The organism is uncultured Amnibacterium sp., assembly GCF_964245895.1.
Lineage (GTDB): Bacteria > Actinomycetota > Actinomycetes > Actinomycetales > Microbacteriaceae > Amnibacterium.
This window is the reverse complement of sequence record NZ_CAXTOQ010000012.1, coordinates 19003-36982: the sequence shown is the minus strand read 5'-3', so window position 1 is coordinate 36982 and position 17980 is coordinate 19003. Positions and strand designations below refer to the sequence as shown.

Here is a 17980-nt window from a genome sequence, read left to right as displayed (position 1 = left end):
GCGTGTTCACCGTCGCGAACCAGAAGGGCGGCGTCGGCAAGACGACGACGACCGTCAACCTCGCGGCCGCGCTCGCGAAGTCCGGCATGCGCGTGCTCGCGATCGACCTCGACCCGCAGGGCAACGCCTCCACGGCGCTCGGCGTCGAGCACCGCCACGACACGATCAGCGTCTACGACGTGATCGTGGGCGACGCCCCGCTGACGGACGTCGTGCAGAAGAGCCCCGAGTTCGACTCGCTCTGGTGCGCGCCGGCCACCATCCACCTCGCCGGGGCGGAGATCGAGCTCGTCTCGCTGGTCGCCCGCGAGCAGCGCCTCCGCACCGCGCTGAACGCGTACCTGCAGGCGGCGGAGGAGCAGTTCGACTACGTCTTCATCGACTGCCCGCCGTCGATCGGGCTGCTGACGATCAACGCGTTCGTCGCCGCGACCGAGGTGCTGATCCCGATCCAGTGCGAGTACTACGCGCTGGAGGGGCTGTCGCAGCTGCTGCGGAACGTCGACCTGATCGAGAAGCACCTGAACCCGAACCTGACGGTGTCGACGATCCTGCTGACGATGTTCGACGGCCGCACCCGGCTGGCGAACGACGTCGCCGACGACGTGCGGAAGCACTTCCCCGAGCAGGTGCTCGGCAGCGTGATCCCCCGAGCGGTGCGGATCTCGGAGGCGCCGAGCCACGGGCAGAGCGTCATCAGCTACGACCCGAACTCCCCGGGCGCGCTCTCCTACCTGGAGGCGGCGGGCGAGATCGCGCGGAGGGGAGCGGCATGAGCGTCGCGACGAGCTCGGGCGGTGGCACGCCCTCGAGGCAGCGGCTGGGGCGCGGCATCGGCGCGCTCCTGATGCCGGACGACGACCGGTCGCTCGAGACGACCCGGCCGTCGGACGTCTACTTCGGCCGCGCGAAGGAGCCCGCCGACGACCTGCAGCCGGTGCCCGGCCTGCGGCTCGTCGCGCTCCAGCCCGACGACATCCGGCCGAACCCGCAGCAGCCGAGGCGCGAGTTCGACGAGGTCGCGATGGCGGAGCTGGTGCAGTCCGTGCGGGAGAACGGCGTGCTGCAGCCGATCGTCGTGCGGCCGCTGCCGGGCGACCCGGCGCGGTTCGAGCTGGTCATGGGCGAGCGGCGGCTGCGGGCCGCGAAGGCCGCCGAGCTGCGCTTCGTCCCCGCGGTCGTCAAGGACACGGCGGACGAGCAGATGCTGCAGGAGGCGCTGCTCGAGAACCTCCACCGGCTGCAGCTGACGCCGCTGGAGGAGGCGAGCGCCTACCAGCAGCTGATCGACGACTTCGGCATCACGCACGAGGAGCTCGGGGAGCGCATCGGCCGCAACCGCACGACGATCACGAACACGATCCGGCTGCTGCGCCTGCCCGAGCACATCCAGCGCAAGGTCGCCGCCGGCGTCATCACCCAGGGGCACGCCCGGGCGGTGCTGTCCGTGGTGGACCCCGAGCTGATGGACCGCCTGGTCGACAAGGTGGTCAGCGAGGACCTGAACGTGCGGCAGACCGAGGCCGCCGCCATCCGGCTCGCGGGCCCCAGCAAGCCGAGGAAGGCGCAGGGCCGCCGGTACGAGGGGCTCGACCACATCGCGGACCGGCTCGGCTCGCGGTTCGACACGCGCGTCCGGGTCGATCTGAACGCCAAGAGCGGCCGGATCGTCATCGACTTCGGGTCCGTGCAGGACCTGAACCGCATCCTCGCGGACATCGGCGAGGAGCAGTGGCAGGAGGGCGAGGAGCGCGAGCGCATGCTCGCTCAGCGCACCGCTGCGCTCCGGCGCTCCTGACGGGAGCCGCAGCGCACCCGCAAGGGTCTTCCCTCCGCCCGACAGGTGGGCATGATCGTCTCGTGAGCACGCAGTCCGGCGCCCGCATCCGGTTCGAGCAGGGGCTCGACGGTGCGCAGGCGGTGGCGTCGGGACCCGACGTGCTCGTCGTCGTCGTGGACGTGCTGTCCTTCTCGACGTGCGTGTCCGTCGCCGCGGACCGGGGCGTGGTGGTGATCCCGGCGCGCTGGAACGACGCCCGGGCTGCGGCGATCGCGCGGCGCTACGACGCGCAGCTCGCGGGACCGAGGTCGAAGGGCGGCATCAGCCTGTCCCCGCTCTCCATCCGCAGCGCCGAGATCGGACCGCACCTGGTGCTGCCGTCCCCGAACGGCGCGACGATCTGCGACGCCCTGGCTGACGGCGGCCCGGTGGTCGCCGGGTGCCTGCGCAACGTGTCGGCGGTCGCGGAGGCGTGCAGGCGGCATCTCGAGCGCGGTGCGCGCAGCGATGTCGCGTTCGTCGCCGCCGGGGAGCGCTGGGCCGGCGAATCGTTGCGTTCGGCGCCGGAGGACGTGTGGGGCGCCGGCGCCATCATCGAGGCCCTCGACCGGGTGGACCTGGCCTCGATGGAGGCGCTGGGTGCGGCGGACTCGTTCCGGACCGCCCTCGCCCGCGGGCTGCCGCTCGACGAGCTGACGAGCGGGCGGGAGCTGGTCGAGCGCGGCTTCGCCGAGGACGTCGCGATCGCGGGCGAGCTGGACTGGAGCTCGAAGGTCCCGCACCTGGTGCACGGCGCATTCGTCGCCTGACCCCTCTCGTCTTGTCGGTGCTCAGCACCTGCAAGACGACAGGGGTCAGGCTCCGGCGAGGGCGCGCTCCGTGATGGACGCGTACGCCGAGGACAGGTCCCGGCCGGTGGAGAGCAGCGCCTGGGGCAGCAGGCTGGTCTCGGTGAGGCCCGGCATCACGTTCGACTCGAGGAACCAGGGACGGCCGTCGGCGTCGACGATCAGATCGGCGCGCGACAGGTGGCGCAGACCCATCGACCGGTGCGCCAGCAGGGCCAGCCCTCCGGCAGCGGCAGCCACGCCGGCATCGATGCGCGCGGGCGTGTAGAACCGGGTCTCGCCCGCGGTGTACCGCTCCTCGAAGCCGTAGAACCCGCTGCGCGGCACGATCTCGACCGCGGGCAGCGCCTCCGGCCCGGAGTCCCCGTCGATCACGCCAACCGCGATCTCGGTGCCGACCACCCGCTGCTCGATCAGCGCCTCGTCCGCGTAGGTGAACGCGTCCATCAGCGCGCGGGGCAGCTGGTCGGCGGACTCGACGACGGTCACGCCCTGCGCGGACCCGCCCCTGGCGGGCTTGACGACCAGGCCCTCCCGCATGGAGCCGAGGATCGTGTCGATCGCGCTCCTGGCGCCGATCTCCCGGAACACCTCCCGCGTCAGGGTCACGGAGGCGGGCGTATCCCCTCCGGCCGTGCCGACCACGCGCTTCGCGGTCGGCTTGTCCCACGCGAGGCGGGCGGCGGGACCGCGGCCGCCGATGTACGGCAGCCCGGCGACGTCGAGCAGCGCCCGCAGCGACCCGTCCTCCCCGCTCGCGCCGTGCAGGGCCGGCCAGACCACGTCCGGCCGCTCGGCGAGCAGCGTCGGCAGCAGGCGCGCGTCGGGCTCGGCGGTCGTGACGTGCCAGCCGAGCCGGGACAGCGCGTCAACGACCCGGCGGCCGGAGCGCAGGGACACGTCGCGCTCGTGCGAGATCCCGCCCGAGAGCACCACCACGGAGGTCGTTCCAGCCATCAGGTCTCCCAGGGGTCGGGTGCGCAGCCGTCAGCGCAGGTCGGGCGGCGGGGCGCCGACGGCGCGACCGCCTCGGCGTGGGGCCAGCGAGCCCGTGCCGGCGAAGGCCCGCACCAGCTCGAGCTCGCCGTTCACGACCGTCGCGAGCCGCTGGATGCCGACCGCGATGTCCTCGGGCGTCGGGTAGCAGAAGGACAGCCGCATCTCGTGGCCGCCCGAGCCGTCCGCGTAGAAGCCCGTGCCCGGGGTGTAGGCGACCAGCTCCCGCACGGCGCGCGGCAGCATCTGCTTCGAGTGCAGCTCGTCCGGCAGGCCGACCCAGATGTAGAACCCGCCGTTCGGCTCGTTCCAGGTCAGGTTCGGCAGGTGGGTCCTGAGTGCCGTCAGCATCGCGTCTCGCCGCTCGCGGTAGACGTCGCGGAACCGGCCGATCTGCGCCCGCCAGTCGACCGTCTCGAGGTACTCGCTGATGAGGTGGTGGTTGAAGCTGGAGGGGGAGAGGATCGCGGACTCCGCCGCGAGCACCAGCTTCTCGCGGATGGCGTGCGGCGCGACCGCCCAGCCGACGCGGAACCCCGGCGCGAACGTCTTCGAGAACGACCCGAGGTAGACCACCCCGTCGGGGTTCAGCGTCTGCAGCGGCAGGGGCGGCGCCTCGTCGAACCACAGCAGCCCGTACGGGTTGTCCTCGACGATCAGCACCCCGAGCCGGGCGCAGATCTCGACGACCTGCGGCCGGCGCTCCGCGGACAGCGTGATCCCGGCGGGGTTGTGGAAGGTCGGGATGGTGTACAGGAACTTGACGGTGCAGCCGGCAGCGCGCTGCTCGAGGATCGCGGCTTCGAGCACCTCCGGCACCAGACCGTCTGCGTCCATCGGCAGGTGCACGACCCGCGCCTGGTACGAGGTGAAGACCCCGAGCGCGCCCACGTAGCTGGGACCCTCGGCGAGGATGACGTCGCCCGGGTCGATGAACAGCTTCGTGACCAGGTCGATGGCCTGCTGGGAGCCGGTCGTCGTGACGACGTCGTCGGCGGAGGCGCGGATGCCCTCCTCCGCCATCACCTCCACGATGTGCTCGCGGAGGCGGGGGAGGCCCTGACCGGACCCGTACTGCAGGGCGGCGGGCGCCTCGGTGAGCAGCACGCGGTCGATCGCGCCGGCGACCAGCTCGCGCGGGATCGCCTTGACGTACGGCATGCCGCCGGCGAGGGAGACGACCTCGGGACGCGAGGCCACGGCGAAGAGCGCCCTGACCTCGCTGGCGGCCAGGCCGGAGGCCCGCTCGGCGTACGTGGCGAGCCACGGGTCGAGGTCGGTGCCGGTCGGGCGCAGGTCGCTCACGTCGGTTCCTTGGTGAGACGGTGCCCCAGCAGGACGAGTGCACAGGGGCAGGAGGGATCCGGGACGTGGTTCGTCCTGCTGGAGGCGATTCGTCCTGCCGGGGTGCTGGCCCCCGCCCGACGGTCCCGGCGCGTGTCGCGCCGGCCGAGGAGTGGGGGCCGTCAGGCCAGGACGGAGGCGAGGTCGGCCTCGATGGCGGGCTTCGGCTTGGCGCCGATGACCGTCTTCACGACCTCGCCGTTCGAGTACAGCTTCATCGCGGGGATCGACGTGATCTGGTACTTCAGGGCCGTCTCGGGGTTCTCGTCGACGTTGAGCTTGACGATCGAGATCTTGTCCGCGTGCTCCTCCGCGATCTCGGCCAGCACCGGGCCGACCCGACGGCAGGGACCGCACCAGGCGGCCCAGAAGTCCACGAGCACAGGCTTGTCCGACTTGAGGACCTCCTGCTCGAACGTCGCATCCGTCACTTCGCGCATCGTGCGATCACTCCAATGGAAGGAAAGAGGAACGAGGGGGAACTCTACGCCCGGCCGACCAGCGCGCCGTCCGGCGTGAACGTCGCGCCCGCGGCGGGCGACTCGCCGGGCGCGCTGTCGCCGCGCGCCTGGGCGAGCAGATCGGCGGGGAGGGCGGCGAGGTAGTGCTCGGCGTCCAGCGCCGCGACGGTGCCGGAGGCGGCCGCGGTCACGGCCTGGCGGTAGGTCGGGTCGATCACGTCGCCTGCGGCGAACACGCCGGGCAGCGAGGTGCGCGACGAACGGCCGTCGACCTTGATCGTGCCCTCGGGCGTCAGCTCGAGCACGTCCTTGACCAGCTCGGTGCGCGGGTCGTTGCCGATCGCGATGAAGACGCCGTCGAGGGGCAGGTCGGTGTCCTCCCCGCCGTTCGTGGACGCCAGCCGCACCCCGCCGACGAGGTCGCCGCCGGTGATCTCCTCGATGCGCGAGTTCCACGCGAACTCGATCTTGGGGTCGTCGAACGCGCGCTCCTGCATGATCTTGGAGGCGCGCAGGCGGTCGCCGCGGTGCACGAGGGTGACCTTGTCGGCGAACTTCGTGAGGAAGGTCGCCTCCTCCATCGCGGAGTCGCCGCCGCCCACGACGGCGATGCTCTTGCCGCGGAAGAAGAACCCGTCGCAGGTCGCGCACCACGAGACGCCGTGGCCGGAGAGGCGGTCCTCGCCGGGCACGCCGAGCCTCCGGTAGGCCGAGCCGCTGGCCACGATGACGGTGAGGGCCTCGTACACCTTGTGGTACTTGCCCTCGCCGACGTGGACCCGCTTGACGTCGCCGTCCAGCTCCACCGCGGTGACGTCCTCGAGCACGACCTCGGTGTCGAACCGCTTCGCCTGCTGGAGCATGTTCTCCATCAGCTCGGGCCCCATGATGCCGTCGGGGAAGCCGGGGAAGTTCTCCACGTCGGTGGTGTTCATCAGCTCGCCGCCGGCCTCGACGGAGCTCGCGATCAGCAGCGGCTTCAGCTGGGCGCGGGCGGCGTAGATCGCGGCCGTGTACCCCGCGGGTCCCGAGCCGATGATGATGACCTGACGCATGCTGCGCTCCTCGTTCTCCGTCACGGAGTGTGAAACGGTAGCCGGAGGGGTGCTATTCCGGCACCCGCGGCGCCCGGGTGGCCCCCGAAGAAGTGCCGGTCAGCGCTGGATCCTGGCCCGGATCGTGTCGACCACGAGGCGCAGCTCGGGGGCTCGGGTCAGCGCGAGGACGCCGACGTACACCAGGGCGACCGCGGCGGCGATCGACACCGCGCCGACGAGCCCGCCGATGCGCGAGGACAGGATCCAGCCGTCGCCGAATCCGCCGAGCAGCGCGAGCACCGCGACGCCCGCGACGAGCGACGGCGCGGCGGCGAGCAGGATCCTGCGGATCCCCGCGGCCAGGTGGGGGTCGACGAGCCGCCCGATCCGTCTGCGCAGCAGCGCAGCGGCGACGACGACCTGCACGGCGGTGCCGATCGAGATCACGAGGGCGATGCCCGCGGCCTTCCAGGCGGCGGGCAGGAGGAAGCAGAGCAGCAGCCCGGGCACGACGACGGCGAGCTGCGCGAGCGTGAAGCGGAACGGCGTGCGGGTGTCCGCGAGGGCGTAGAAGCAGCGCTGCACGAGGTAGAGGACCGTGAACGGGATCAGGCCGACGAGGTAGGCGACGAGGACCGGTGCCACCGCCCGGGTCTGCGCGGCTCCCTCGCTGAAGAACGCCATCACGGGGAGCGACGCGGTCAGCAGCATCACGGTGGCCGCGCCCATCACGAGCAGGACGATCCGCAGCTGCGTGCTGAGGTCGTCGCGCACGGCGGCGGTGTCGCCGCGGGCCGCCGCCTCGCTGATGCGCGGGTAGAAGGCGGTGGCGAGCGACACCGTGACGATCGAGTGCGGCAGCATGAACAGCAGCCAGGACGTCTGCAGGGCGAACGCCGACGCGGTGTCCTCGGTCGACGCCGAGGTCGCGACGAACGTCTGCAGGAACCCGGCCGCCTGGGTCAGCACGAGCATCGCGAACGTCCAGCCGACGGCCTCACCGGTCGCTCGGAGACCCACGCCGCGCCACCGCAGGTCCGGCCGGTACCGCAGCCCCGCGCCGCGCCAGGCGAGCACGAGGACGAGCGCCTGCACGACGAGGCCCAGGGTCGTGCCGCCCGCGAGCAGCGCGCTCTGCTCGAACGGCAGCGGATCGACGCGGCCCGGCGCGACGGTGCTGAAGACGGCGAGGAACAGGACGAGCGTCGCGATCGAGACCACGTTGTTCGCGACGGGTGCCCAGGTGTACGCGCCGAACCGGCGGCGCGCGTTCAGCACCTCCCCCAGCACCGCGTACATGCCGAGGAAGAAGATCTGCGGCATCGCCCAGTACGCGAGCGGCACGGCGATCTCGTACGTGGCCTGGTCGCTGATGGTCAGCCGCATGAGCAGCGGGGCCGCGAGCGTGAGCACGACGGTGATCGCGCCGATCGCGAGCACCGCGATCGTCACGAGCTTGTTGACGTACGCCTCGCCGCCGTCCGCACCGCGACTCGCCCGGATGGTCTGCGGCACGAGGACCGCGCTGACGAGCCCGCCGCCGATCAGTGCGTAGAGGCTGACGGGCATCTGGTTCGAGACCGTGAACGCGTTGCCGACGATGTTCGTCGAGCCGACGAACAGGATCGTCAGCACGAACGTGCGGGCGAAGCCGAGCAGCCGGGACACGATCGTCCCGGAGGCGAGCAGGGCGCTCGCGCGCCCGACGCCGGAGCTCACGCGGCCGCCACCGCGCGCTGCGGCGGCTGCCTGCGGCGCTTGACGTTCCGGTAGACGCCCAGCGCGAGCAGCAGCGCGAGCGCGCCGAGCAGCACGACGGCGACGATCGTGTCGAAGCCGGCGCTCACCTGCACGTCGCGCTCGGCGGCCTTCCCGATCGGCGCGCCGGAGGGGGTCGTGAGGCTCAGCGTGACCCGCGTCGACCCGTTGGTGATCGACTTGAAGGCGAGCTGCCCCTTGTTCGTCGCGTTCGCCGGGACCGCGACCTCGACCCCCTTGCCGGTGAACTGCAGGCGGCCGTTGCTCACCGTGGCGTGCACGACGACCTGCACCGGCACGTCGAGGTCGTTCTTCACCGACACCTGCAGTCGGCCGTCCGTGCCGATCGCGTTCGAGCCGGAGGTCTGCGTGGGGATGCTGATCGCGTTCCCGAGGGCGGCGAACCGCTGCTGCACCGACACCGCGGCTGCCGCCCACGCGGTGTCGTCGCCGCGCCACGCGGCTGACAGCGTGCCGAGCAGGGCCAGCCGCTGCGGCCCGGTGACCGTCGCGGCGCCGGCCGTGACCGCCGAGCCGAGCTCCAGCACCTCGCGGTCGCCCGCGAGCAGCGCCTTCGCGGTCGCGACCCGGGCCGGGGCGGTCGACAGCGGCCGCAGCCCGACCGTCGCCGGCCCGGTCGCGGCCGCGAGGTCGGCGAGCGAGCGGCCGTCGATCCACGGCTGGCTCCCGAGCAGGGAGAACGCCCTGCCGATGCCGTCCGCCTCCGAGGACCGTCCGACGACGGCGAGCACCGCGGCCGCGTCGCCGCTGACGGCGTCGGTGGCGAGCACGCCGACCAGCCGGGCGAGCGCCGCACCGCCCGTCGGCCCCCGGCCCGCCGCCGCGACGAGGAGCGCGGAGGCGCTCGCGTCCGCGACCAGCGCCTTCGCCCCGCCGATGCGCGCGGACGGCCCGGCCGCGCGGCGAGCCGCGGTGTCGGCGACGTCCGTGGAGGACAGCAGGAGCGTGTCGCCCGCCTTCGCGAGGGCGCCGGCGTCGGCGCCGGTCGTCGTGCCCGGCACCGGCCAGGCGACCTGCAGATCCGACCAGCCCCACGCGGTCAGGTCCTGGACGGTGGTGCCCGCCGCTCCGGCGGTCGCCGTCGGCTGCGGCGTCGCTCCGGTGCCGCCGTCCGCGGTCACGACCGAGGTCCCCGCGAAGCTGGTCGGGCCGAGCGGCGCACCCGCGCCCGCAGCGCGCTGCAGGGTCACGTCGCCATCGCCGTACGGCAGCTCGACGACCTGGTTCGGCAGATGCTGCAGGCGGCGCAGCAGGTCCTGCGCGGCCGGCGGAGCCGCCCCGCCGGCGAGCCGGATGGAGGCGAGCACCTCGGGGTCGAGCGCCACGGTCGCCCACGGCGCGGACTCCGCGGCGCGGACCGCGGCGTCCCAGGCGCCGCCCGGATCGGTGAGCGCCTGCTGCTCGGCGGTGTCCACCACGCCGGTGGCGTTCGCGGGAGCGAGCACCGGCACGACGACGCCGAAGCCGATCGGGCGGGCCGATGCGCCCATCCGCACGACGACCGACTGGCCGATCGCCTTCGTGGCGTCCGTCGCGGACCGGTACCGCACGTACACGAGCCGTGCCCCGCTCGCCGCGGTCACGGTGTTCGCGAGATCCTTGGCCGAGACGGTGGTCCGCACCGTGGCGGAGGCGCCGGGCGCCAGTGCCGGGACCTCCTCGTCCGCCTTCGGGATCAGGTAGCCCTGCAGCTCCTCGGGCGGCTGGGCGAGCTTCTCCAGCAGGGTGCTCGAGCTCGCGATCGGCTGCTGGTCCATCGAGAACGCGAGGTCGCCCGCGGCCAGGGCGGTCGACGTCGTGTTCGTGATCCGCACGTCGATCGTCAGATCGCGGCCCTGGCGCAGGATCCCGCCGCCCTGCGGTGCGACGACGACGGTGGGCGCGGGTCCGGTCGCGGCGACCGCGGGGGAGACGAGCAGGCCCGCGCTCGCGACGACGCCGGCGAGGAGGCCGCCGAGCAGTCGGCGAGCCGTCATCGGTCGACGCCGGACACGCGCTCCCCCTCCCCCGGCACGGATGGCAGTGTATTGAGGGCACCCCCCGATCGGGGCACGCCGCGCGCATCCATAGGCTGGGGGCATGCATCCGGTGGCGGCGGCCGTGCCCCGCCTGACGGCGCTGGCGGAGCGCGACTCCGTCCGGAGGGTCGTCGAGGCGTTCGAGTCCGCCGGGCACGAGATCGCCCTCGTCGGCGGTCCCGTGCGCGACGCGCTGCTCGACCGGGCGGTCACCGACCTGGACCTCACGACCTCCGCGCTGCCGGACGAGTCGGCGCGGGTGCTGAAGCCGGTGGCGTCCGCGATGTGGGACGTCGGCCGCGCGTTCGGCACGATCGCCGTCCGCGTCGCCGGGGACAGTGTCGAGGTGACCACCTACCGCCGCGACGAGTACGTGCCCTCCTCCCGCAAGCCCGAGGTGGTGTTCGGCGACACCCTCGACGGCGACCTGAAGCGCCGCGACTTCACGGTCAACGCCATCGCGGTGCGGCTGCCGTCGCTCGCGATCGTGGACCCGACCGGCGGCATCGCGGCGGCGGCCGATCGCCGGCTGACGACGCCGTCGCCCGCCGTGGAGTCGTTCGACGAGGACCCCCTGCGGATGCTCCGCGCGGCCCGCTTCACCTCGCAGCTGGGGTTCCGGCTCGACGACGAGGGCCGCAGGGCGATGACGTCGCTCGCGGAGCGCATCGACGTCGTCTCGCCGGAGCGGATCCGGGACGAGCTGGTCAAGCTGCTCGCCACGGACGACCCGGTGCCCGGCCTCGAGCTGCTGGTCGACACCGGGCTGGCGGACCGGGTGCTGCCCGAGCTGCCCGCGCTGCGGCTGACGCGCGACCGCGAGCACCGCCACAAGGACGTGTACCGGCACAGCCTCACGGTGCTGCAGCAGGCGATCGAGCTCGAGCACGAGCGGTTCCCCGGACAGGCGCCGGACGTCGTGCTGCGGACCGCCGCGCTGCTGCACGACATCGGCAAGCCCGCGACCCGGCGGCTCGAGGGCGGCGGCGTCGTCACGTTCCACCACCACGACGTCGTCGGGGCGAAGCTCGCCAGGAAGCGGCTGAAGGCGCTGCGGTTCCCGAACGCGGAGGTCGACGCGGTCGCCCGGCTGATCGAGCTGCACCAGCGGTTCTTCGGGTACGGCGAGGCCGGCTGGTCGGACTCGGCCGTGCGGCGCTACGTGCGGGACGCGGGCGACCAGCTCGCGCGGCTGCACGTCCTGACCCGGGCCGACGTGACGACGCGGAACGTGCGGAAGGCCGAGTACCTCGCGTTCGCCTACGACGACCTCGAGGACCGGATCGCGCAGCTGTCCGAGCAGGAGGAGCTGGACGCGATCCGCCCCGACCTCGACGGCGAGGCGATCATGCGAGTGCTGGGCCTGCGGCCGGGCCCCGACGTCGGCGCCGCCTACCGCTTCCTCCTCGAGCTGCGGATGGAGGAGGGCCCGCTCGGCGAGGACGAGGCGACCCGCCGCCTCCGCGAGTGGTGGGCTGAGCGCTCCTCCTGACCGCCGTCGGCGGGGACCCGGCGTGGCCGGCCTGCGCGATGCGCTTTGAAGGAGTTTCGGCGTCGAAGCCGCGAGTCGCTCCGGTCGTCCGCGCCGAAACTCCTTCAAAACGAACGCTGGGTCCCAGCCATCTCGAAGACCCCCGCCGGAGGCGATCAGGAGCCCGGGGCACGCTCGGGTTCGCGCCCCGGTCGGGGGTCGGGTACGATTCCAAGGTTGCCCGGGCGGCGTCAGCCTGCCCGCGCATCGTTCACACCCTCCTGCCACGGACCTTCCGTGGCCGTTCAGACCAGAGGAGGTGGGGTAGTGACGCAGAAGTACGAGCTCATGGTCATCCTGGACCCGAGCATCGACGAGCGGACCGTCGCGCCCAGTCTGGATCGGTTCCTCGGTGTCATCCGCAACGACGGTGGCACGGTCGACAACGTCGACATCTGGGGCCGTCGCCGGCTGGCGTACGAGATCGACAAGCACAGCGAGGGCATCTACGCCGTGGTCAACCTGACCGCGACGAGCGCCACGACGCAGGAGCTGAACCGGCAGCTGGGCCTGTCCGAGGCGGTGCTGCGCACGAAGGTGCTGCGCGCCGATGAGGCGGTCGCTCAGATCGGCAAGCCCAACGACAACGCCGGCGAGCCCCGCCCGGAGCGCAGCGAGCGCCCCGACCGCGGTTCGCGCGGACCCCGCCCGCCCCGCACCTCCACCCCGAGGTAGTCGGCCGTGGCAGGCGAAACGATCATCACGGTCGTCGGCAACCTGACCAGCGACCCCGAGCTGCGGTACACGCAGAACGGGCTCGCGGTCGCGAACTTCACGATCGCCTCGACGCCGCGCAACTTCGATCGCGCGAGCAACGAGTGGAAGGACGGCGAAGCGCTGTTCCTCCGCGCGAGCGTGTGGCGCGACTTCGCCGAGCACGTCGCCGGTTCGCTGACGAAGGGCTCGCGGGTCATCGCGACCGGCCGGCTGAAGCAGCGCTCCTACGAGACGAAGGAGGGCGAGAAGCGCACCTCCATCGAGCTCGAGGTCGATGAGATCGGCCCCTCCCTCCGTTACGCGACCGCGCAGGTCACCCGCTCCAGTGGCGGTGGCGGAGGCGGCGGTGGACGCGGCCAGGTCGGCGGCGGTCAGGGTGGCGGCGGCCAGGGCGGTGGCGGCGGTGGCCGTCCCCAGCAGTCGCAGCCGCAGAGCGACCCGTGGGGCACGCCCTCGCAGGGCGGCGGCAACGACGGCTGGAGCGCCCCCGGCGCCTACGACGACGAGACCCCCTTCTAGGTCTCGTCCCCTCTCGCACACCTCAGACAGAACGTAAGGAATCTCTCATGGCAGGCAAGTCGCGCGGCGACAGCCGCAAGCCGCGGACGAAGGGCGGCAAGCCCGTCGCTCCCGCGAAGCGCATCAAGGTCGGGGTGATCGACTACAAGGACGTCGCCACCCTGCGCAAGTTCATCTCCGAGCGCGGCAAGATCCGCGCCCGCCGCATCACCGGTGTCTCCGTGCAGGAGCAGCGGCTCATCGCCCGTGCCGTGAAGAACGCGCGCGAGATGGCCCTGCTCCCCTACTCCGGCTCCGGCCGCTGATCGGGAGGGGATCGCCATGGCATCCACCAAGCTGATCCTGACGCACGAGGTCTCCGGCCTCGGCAGCGCCGGTGACATCGTCGAGGTCAAGAGCGGCTACGCCCGCAACTACCTCGTCCCGCAGGGCTTCGCCACCGCGTGGACGCGCGGCGGCCAGAAGCAGGTCGACGCGATCTCGAAGGCCCGTGCGTCCCGCGCGGCCGCCTCGCTCGAGGACGCGCAGGCGACCAAGGCGCGGCTCGAGGCCGCACCGGTGCGCATCCCGGTGCGCACCGGTCAGGCCGGGCGTCTGTTCGGCTCCGTGTCGACCGCGGACGTGGCCGACGCGGTGGCGGAGGCGGGCCTCGGCTCGATCGACCGCCGCACGATCGAGTTCGCGTCGCCCGTGCGCGCGACCGGGACCCACTCGGCGACCGTCCGGCTGCACGACGACGTCTCCGCGTCGCTGACCCTCGAGGTCGTCGGCAAGCGCTGACTCCCGCACGTACGATCCGGCGCCGGTCCCCCACAGGGGCCGGCGCCGTTCGCGTCCGCCTCCGACCGTTCATCTCACGTACCACGAGTCGACGCCGACACGCCATGGCGCGGTGTTCCATCGATGGTCGAAGCCAGTTATCCCCAGACCGCCCTGTGCATTTCCGAACCCCTGATCAGCATCCGTTTCAAGGTGTCGTTCAGGTCGGTCGGACGGAAGTTCTCCACAGCCGATCCACATGGGTACAACCCTGTTGCTGGCGCGTCCTCCACACCGCCGTGCACAGGCCGTCGCATAGTTTCCCCCTGCCCGACGGCGAGGAGCGCGTGTCCGGGCCCGGTGCTAGACCACGGGTGAGCGGGCGGCGACGTCGCCGCGACCGCCGCCGGCGGAGCACGGAGGGGGAGGGGGATCGGCATGTCGATGACGGAGTGGGACGTGGAGGGCGCGCCGTGGGAGGAGCAGGCCTCCACCCGCAAGGAGCGCACGCCGCCGCACAACCTGCTGGCCGAGCAGAGCGCGCTCGGCGGCATGCTGCTGTCCACCGACGCCGTGGCCGACGTGCTCGAGGTCGTCATCGGTCCCGACTTCTACGTGCCGAAGCACGAGGTCATCTTCCAGGCGATCCTGGCGCTCTACTCGCGCGGCGAGCCGACCGACGCGATCACGGTCGGCGACGAGCTGGGGCGCACCGGCGACGTGCAGCGCGCCGGCGGCGAGGCGTACCTGCACACGCTCACGAACATCGTCCCGACCGCGGCGAACGCGGGCTACTACGCCCAGATCGTCGCCGAGCAGGCCGTGCTGCGCCGCCTGGTCGAGACGGGCACGCACATCGCGCAGATGGGCTACGCGGCCGAGGGCGACGCGCTCGACCTGCTGAACCAGGCGCAGGCCGAGGTGTTCGCCATCGCGCGCGAGTCCGCGACAGAGGACTTCTCGCCGCTGTCCGAGGCCGTCACCATCGCCATCGACGAGATGGAGGCGGCGTCCGGCCGCGACGGCGAGCTGACCGGCGTGCCGACGGGCTTCCGGCAGCTCGACGAGCTGACGAACGGGCTGCACCCCGGGCAGATGATCATCGTCGGCGCGCGGCCCGCGATGGGCAAGTCGACCCTCGCGCTCGACCTCGCCCGCGTCGCCAGCGTGAAGCACAACGTGCCCACGATCTTCTTCTCCCTCGAGATGGGCAAGAGCGAGATCGCGATGCGGCTGATGGCCGCCGAGGCGACGATCTCGATGCAGGACATGCGCAAGGGCCGGCTCGGCGCCGAGGACTGGACGAAGATCGCCGCCACCCGCGGCCGGATCAACGACGCTCCGCTCTACATCGACGACAGCCCCAACATGTCGCTCGTCGAGATCCGCGCGAAGTGCCGCCGGCTGAAGCAGAAGTACGGCCTCGGCCTGGTGGTGATCGACTACCTGCAGCTGATGACCAGCGGCAAGCGGGTGGAGAGCCGCCAGCAGGAGATCAGCGAGTTCTCCCGAGCGCTGAAGCTGCTCGCGAAGGAGCTGAACGTGCCGCTCATCGCGCTGTCCCAGCTGAACCGCGGGCCCGAGCAGCGCGCCGACAAGCGGCCGGCGATCTCCGACCTCCGCGAGTCCGGCTCGATCGAGCAGGACGCCGACATCGTGATCCTGCTCCACCGCGAGAACGCCTTCGATCGCGACCAGCCGAATCCCGACGCCGACCTGATCGTCGCGAAGCACCGCGCCGGTCCCACGGACACCGTCACCGTCGCCTTCCACGGCCGCTACTCCCGCTTCGCCGACATCGCGGTGTGAGCCGTGTTCGCCTTCGGCGCGCGCGCGCCGAAGGCTGTGCCGCACCGAAGCGCCTGAACGGTGCTTCGGCTGACGGCGTGCGGGAAGCACGGCATGAGCGCGCCGAAGGCGGTGCCGGCTCCGGAGGGTGAGGGCTCTCGACGGACCGTAGAATTGCTCCCCGGTCCGCGGAGCGCCGGCCGGGAGGGACACGTGAGCACGACGACCGCACGCGACGGGTTCCGCGCCTCCACCGTCGCCGGCGTCGCGGTCCGGGCCGTCATCGCCGCGGCGCTGGCCGCCGTCGTCACCTTCACCCCCGACCACACCGCCCGCACGGGGCTCGTGGTGCTGGGCGTCTACCTGCTCGTGCAGGCCGCCGTCCTGGGCGGCGGCGCGGCGGCGCTCGCGCGCACCCGGGCGGGCCGTGGCCTCGTGGCCGCCCGGGCGGCCGTCTCCCTCGTCGGCGGCGTGGTCGCGCTCACCGGAGTCGCGTCCGGGCTGGACCTGCTGCGGCCGCTCGAGGCGCTCGTCTTCGGTCTGGTGGGCGCGCTCGAGATCGTGGGCGGCCTGCTCGGCGGGGAGCGCAGCGAGCTCGCCGGTGACGCCGTCGTCGTCGGCGGGCTGCAGGTGCTGGTCGGGGTGCTGCTCGTGGTGCTGAACCCCGACGCCCTGTTCGCGGTGGGGGTGCTGAGCGCGTGGGGCGCGGTGGTCGCGGTGTACCTCGGGATCTCGGCCGCGAACCTCCGCCGCCGGAGCGCGCGGCGGTGACGGGGCCGACCCGGCGGGAGCGCCTCAAGCCCCTGGAGCTGGTCGCGATGGCCGGGGTGCTCGCCGTCTTCACCGGCGGCATCGCGCTGGCCGCGACACGGGAGCTCGACCTCGCGGCGGTCTTCGCGGGCGTCGCGTTCATCGCCGCGCTGCTGGTCCTCGCGATGCTCGCGCTCGCGGCGGGGGACGGGGCGGCGTCCACGCTCGACGGACCCGTGCTCGACCGGTACGACGGGCCTCCCGCACCGCCGGTCGCGCCGCCGATCGAGCCGTCCACGCCCCCGGCGACCCAGGAGCCGGTCGCCGAAGCACCGCCCGAAGGTCCCCGGTCCGCGCAGGACCCCGACGACCGCTGACCGTCAGATCGCGGGGACCGCGTCCAGCCAGCCCGCGGCCGCCGTCGCGCTGCGGATGACGAGCTCGGCCTCGTGCGCGAAGTCGCGCAGGCGCTCGAGGTCGACGGACTCCGCGGCGCGCGCGGATCCGTTCAGCAGGCAGAGCGCGCCGATGGTCGTGCCGTCCTCCGCATGGATCGGCACGCCGGCGTAGAACGGCGCGTGCACCAGGCCGAGGAACGCGTTCGTGGAGAAGCGCTCGTCGCGCTTCGCGTCCTCGACGACGAGCGGCTCGTCGGTGGCGACGACGACCTCGCAGTAGGTCAGGGACCGGGGCGCGGCCACCGGTGCGGTGCCGGTGCTCGCGACGTGCCAGGTCCGGTCGCCGTCGAGCAGGGAGACCATCGCCTCGGTGACGTGGAACTCGCGGGCCGCCCGCTCGACGATCGACTGCAGCGCCGCCAGGTCGCTCGCGCGGGCGGCCTCCACGATCGTGCGCACCTCGGCTCGGTCGAACCGCTCCGCGCGGACGGTGCCGGTGGCCGCGACGTGCGCGTCGCGGACCGCGGACGCGAGCACGGCGGCGATCGGCGTCGCGAACGCGGAGTAGAGGTCCGTGCTCGGGCGGCGGCCGGCGAAGGCGGCGAGCCGGGGCGCAGGCAGGAAGACGACGCCGGGCCGCACCTCCGCGAGCCGCCGCGCGACGCGGTCGAGCCGGCGCGCGTGCCGCACCGCGAGCGGACCCACCGGCCGGACCCGGCCGGGCACGTGGACGTCGGGGATGCCGACCAGCACGACGGGTGCGCCCGCCGGCAGGCCGGACTGGACCGCGTCGAGCAGGTCGATGAGGCGCGCGCCCCAGTCGGCCACCGGGGTGAGGCGCATCGCGTCGCTCTGGCCGATCTCGATGACCGCGCCGTGGAAGGAGGTGTCGGCCCGGTCGGCCAGCCAGGTGACGGCGGTCGCGGCGGTCATCGCCGCGTCGCCGACGAACTCGACCTCGCAGGCGGATCCGGTGATGGCGCGCAGGCCCCTGGCGAGCTCGCCGGTCGGCGCGAGACGGTGGCTGGAGACGCCCCAGCCGTGCGCCATCCCGTTGCCGATGAACAGGAAGCGCAGCGCCTCGCCCGAACCGGTGCGGACCCACGGCCGGTCGATCGGACGGGCCAGGGTGCGTCGGCGATGGTGCATGACCGCGAACAGCAGCTCCGCCGGCTGGCGGAGGAGGGCGGTCGGCCCGCTGGGGAAGCTCACAGGAGCAGCCTGACTGAAACGAACGGTTCAGTCGTCCCCCAGA

General features: G+C 73.0%; 18 protein-coding genes. 11 read left to right on the top strand and 7 right to left on the bottom strand.

Translation table 11 applies throughout. The features are described 5' to 3' along the window. From ACFE60_RS03485 to ACFE60_RS03475, 3 genes are all read left to right on the top strand, one after another. On the top strand, window positions 1-776 hold a 776-nt coding region (locus ACFE60_RS03485; RefSeq protein ID WP_375387444.1), incomplete at its 5' end, for a ParA family protein. Beyond that, on the top strand, window positions 773-1798 hold the full coding sequence (locus ACFE60_RS03480) for a ParB/RepB/Spo0J family partition protein (protein ID WP_375387443.1): 1026 nt from the start codon (window positions 773-775) through the stop codon (window positions 1796-1798). The genes ACFE60_RS03485 and ACFE60_RS03480, both read left to right, overlap by 4 nt. Before the next feature lie 62 nt (window positions 1799-1860). Then, a complete protein-coding gene (locus ACFE60_RS03475; RefSeq protein WP_375387442.1) occupies window positions 1861-2589 on the top strand; it encodes a 2-phosphosulfolactate phosphatase in 729 nt (242 codons plus the stop codon). A gap of 45 nt (window positions 2590-2634) precedes the next feature. Here the strand turns inward: ACFE60_RS03475 and ACFE60_RS03470 are convergent, their stop codons facing one another. The 6 genes from ACFE60_RS03470 to ACFE60_RS03445 all read right to left on the bottom strand — a co-directional run bounded on the left by ACFE60_RS03470 (window position 2635) and on the right by ACFE60_RS03445 (window position 10221). Next, the gene (locus ACFE60_RS03470; RefSeq protein WP_375387441.1) at window positions 2635-3585 is read right to left on the bottom strand and encodes a D-alanine--D-alanine ligase; all 951 of its coding nucleotides are present in this window, start codon (window positions 3583-3585) and stop codon (window positions 2635-2637) included. 30 nt (window positions 3586-3615) lie between these two features. Continuing rightward, the gene (locus ACFE60_RS03465; RefSeq protein WP_375387440.1) at window positions 3616-4929 is read right to left on the bottom strand and encodes a PLP-dependent aminotransferase family protein; all 1314 of its coding nucleotides are present in this window, start codon (window positions 4927-4929) and stop codon (window positions 3616-3618) included. Between the two features lie 161 nt (window positions 4930-5090). Then, window positions 5091-5408 carry a thioredoxin gene (trxA, locus tag ACFE60_RS03460; RefSeq protein ID WP_375387439.1) on the bottom strand — a complete coding sequence of 106 codons (318 nt, stop codon included), beginning with the start codon at window positions 5406-5408 and terminating at the stop codon, window positions 5091-5093. Window positions 5409-5452: 44 nt separating this feature from the next. Next, window positions 5453-6484 (bottom strand): thioredoxin-disulfide reductase, encoded by a 1032-nt coding sequence (gene trxB, locus ACFE60_RS03455; RefSeq protein ID WP_375387438.1) that lies wholly within the window; start codon window positions 6482-6484, stop codon window positions 5453-5455. 99 nt (window positions 6485-6583) lie between these two features. After that, on the bottom strand, window positions 6584-8185 hold the full coding sequence (murJ, locus tag ACFE60_RS03450; protein ID WP_375387437.1) for a murein biosynthesis integral membrane protein MurJ: 1602 nt from the start codon (window positions 8183-8185) through the stop codon (window positions 6584-6586). Beyond that, window positions 8182-10221 (bottom strand): DUF6049 family protein, encoded by a 2040-nt coding sequence (locus tag ACFE60_RS03445; protein ID WP_375387436.1) that lies wholly within the window; start codon window positions 10219-10221, stop codon window positions 8182-8184. Before ACFE60_RS03445 ends, murJ begins: the two co-directional genes overlap by 4 nt. A gap of 103 nt (window positions 10222-10324) precedes the next feature. On the opposite strand from ACFE60_RS03445, the gene ACFE60_RS03440 reads away from it, so the two are divergent. From ACFE60_RS03440 to ACFE60_RS03405, 8 genes are all read left to right on the top strand, one after another. Then, on the top strand, window positions 10325-11755 hold the full coding sequence (locus tag ACFE60_RS03440) for a CCA tRNA nucleotidyltransferase (RefSeq protein WP_375387435.1): 1431 nt from the start codon (window positions 10325-10327) through the stop codon (window positions 11753-11755). A gap of 306 nt (window positions 11756-12061) precedes the next feature. Beyond that, window positions 12062-12469 (top strand): 30S ribosomal protein S6, encoded by a 408-nt coding sequence (rpsF, locus tag ACFE60_RS03435; RefSeq protein ID WP_375387434.1) that lies wholly within the window; start codon window positions 12062-12064, stop codon window positions 12467-12469. A 6-nt stretch (window positions 12470-12475) separates the two neighbouring features. Beyond that, entirely contained in the window at window positions 12476-13030 is a 555-nt protein-coding gene (locus ACFE60_RS03430) for a single-stranded DNA-binding protein (protein ID WP_375387433.1), read from the top strand. A 47-nt stretch (window positions 13031-13077) separates the two neighbouring features. Beyond that, window positions 13078-13335: a 30S ribosomal protein S18 gene (gene rpsR / locus ACFE60_RS03425; protein WP_119480461.1), complete on the top strand. Its 258-nt coding sequence runs from the start codon at window positions 13078-13080 to the stop codon at window positions 13333-13335. Window positions 13336-13351: 16 nt separating this feature from the next. Beyond that, window positions 13352-13810 (top strand): 50S ribosomal protein L9, encoded by a 459-nt coding sequence (gene rplI / locus ACFE60_RS03420; protein ID WP_375387432.1) that lies wholly within the window; start codon window positions 13352-13354, stop codon window positions 13808-13810. A gap of 423 nt (window positions 13811-14233) precedes the next feature. Then, the gene (gene dnaB / locus ACFE60_RS03415; protein ID WP_375387447.1) at window positions 14234-15598 is read left to right on the top strand and encodes a replicative DNA helicase; all 1365 of its coding nucleotides are present in this window, start codon (window positions 14234-14236) and stop codon (window positions 15596-15598) included. Between the two features lie 192 nt (window positions 15599-15790). Next, window positions 15791-16348: a hypothetical protein gene (locus ACFE60_RS03410; protein ID WP_375387431.1), complete on the top strand. Its 558-nt coding sequence runs from the start codon at window positions 15791-15793 to the stop codon at window positions 16346-16348. Beyond that, the gene (locus ACFE60_RS03405) at window positions 16345-16704 is read left to right on the top strand and encodes a hypothetical protein (protein WP_375387430.1); all 360 of its coding nucleotides are present in this window, start codon (window positions 16345-16347) and stop codon (window positions 16702-16704) included. The genes ACFE60_RS03410 and ACFE60_RS03405 overlap by 4 nt, the downstream gene beginning before the upstream one ends. A gap of 3 nt (window positions 16705-16707) precedes the next feature. On the opposite strand, the gene ACFE60_RS03400 is transcribed toward ACFE60_RS03405, so the two are convergent. After that, window positions 16708-17937, bottom strand: coding sequence for a GAF domain-containing protein (locus ACFE60_RS03400; RefSeq protein ID WP_375387429.1), 1230 nt, complete (start codon window positions 17935-17937; stop codon window positions 16708-16710). Window positions 17938-17980: the final 43 nt, after the last annotated feature.

Excerpts from the sequence above, each read along its gene's own strand:
- ACFE60_RS03480 (WP_375387443.1), top strand. The coding sequence starts at position 773 with ATGAGCGTCGCGACGAGCTCGGGCGGTGGCACGCCCTCGAGGCAGCGG.
- ACFE60_RS03470 (WP_375387441.1), bottom strand. The coding sequence starts at position 3,585 with ATGGCTGGAACGACCTCCGTGGTGGTGCTCTCGGGCGGGATCTCGCAC.
- trxA (WP_375387439.1), bottom strand. The coding sequence starts at position 5,408 with ATGCGCGAAGTGACGGATGCGACGTTCGAGCAGGAGGTCCTCAAGTCG.
- trxB (WP_375387438.1), bottom strand. The coding sequence starts at position 6,484 with ATGCGTCAGGTCATCATCATCGGCTCGGGACCCGCGGGGTACACGGCC.
- ACFE60_RS03445 (WP_375387436.1), bottom strand. The coding sequence starts at position 10,221 with ATGACGGCTCGCCGACTGCTCGGCGGCCTCCTCGCCGGCGTCGTCGCG.
- ACFE60_RS03440 (WP_375387435.1), top strand. The coding sequence starts at position 10,325 with ATGCATCCGGTGGCGGCGGCCGTGCCCCGCCTGACGGCGCTGGCGGAG.
- rpsR (WP_119480461.1), top strand. The coding sequence starts at position 13,078 with ATGGCAGGCAAGTCGCGCGGCGACAGCCGCAAGCCGCGGACGAAGGGC.
- rplI (WP_375387432.1), top strand. The coding sequence starts at position 13,352 with ATGGCATCCACCAAGCTGATCCTGACGCACGAGGTCTCCGGCCTCGGC.
- dnaB (WP_375387447.1), top strand. The coding sequence starts at position 14,234 with ATGACGGAGTGGGACGTGGAGGGCGCGCCGTGGGAGGAGCAGGCCTCC.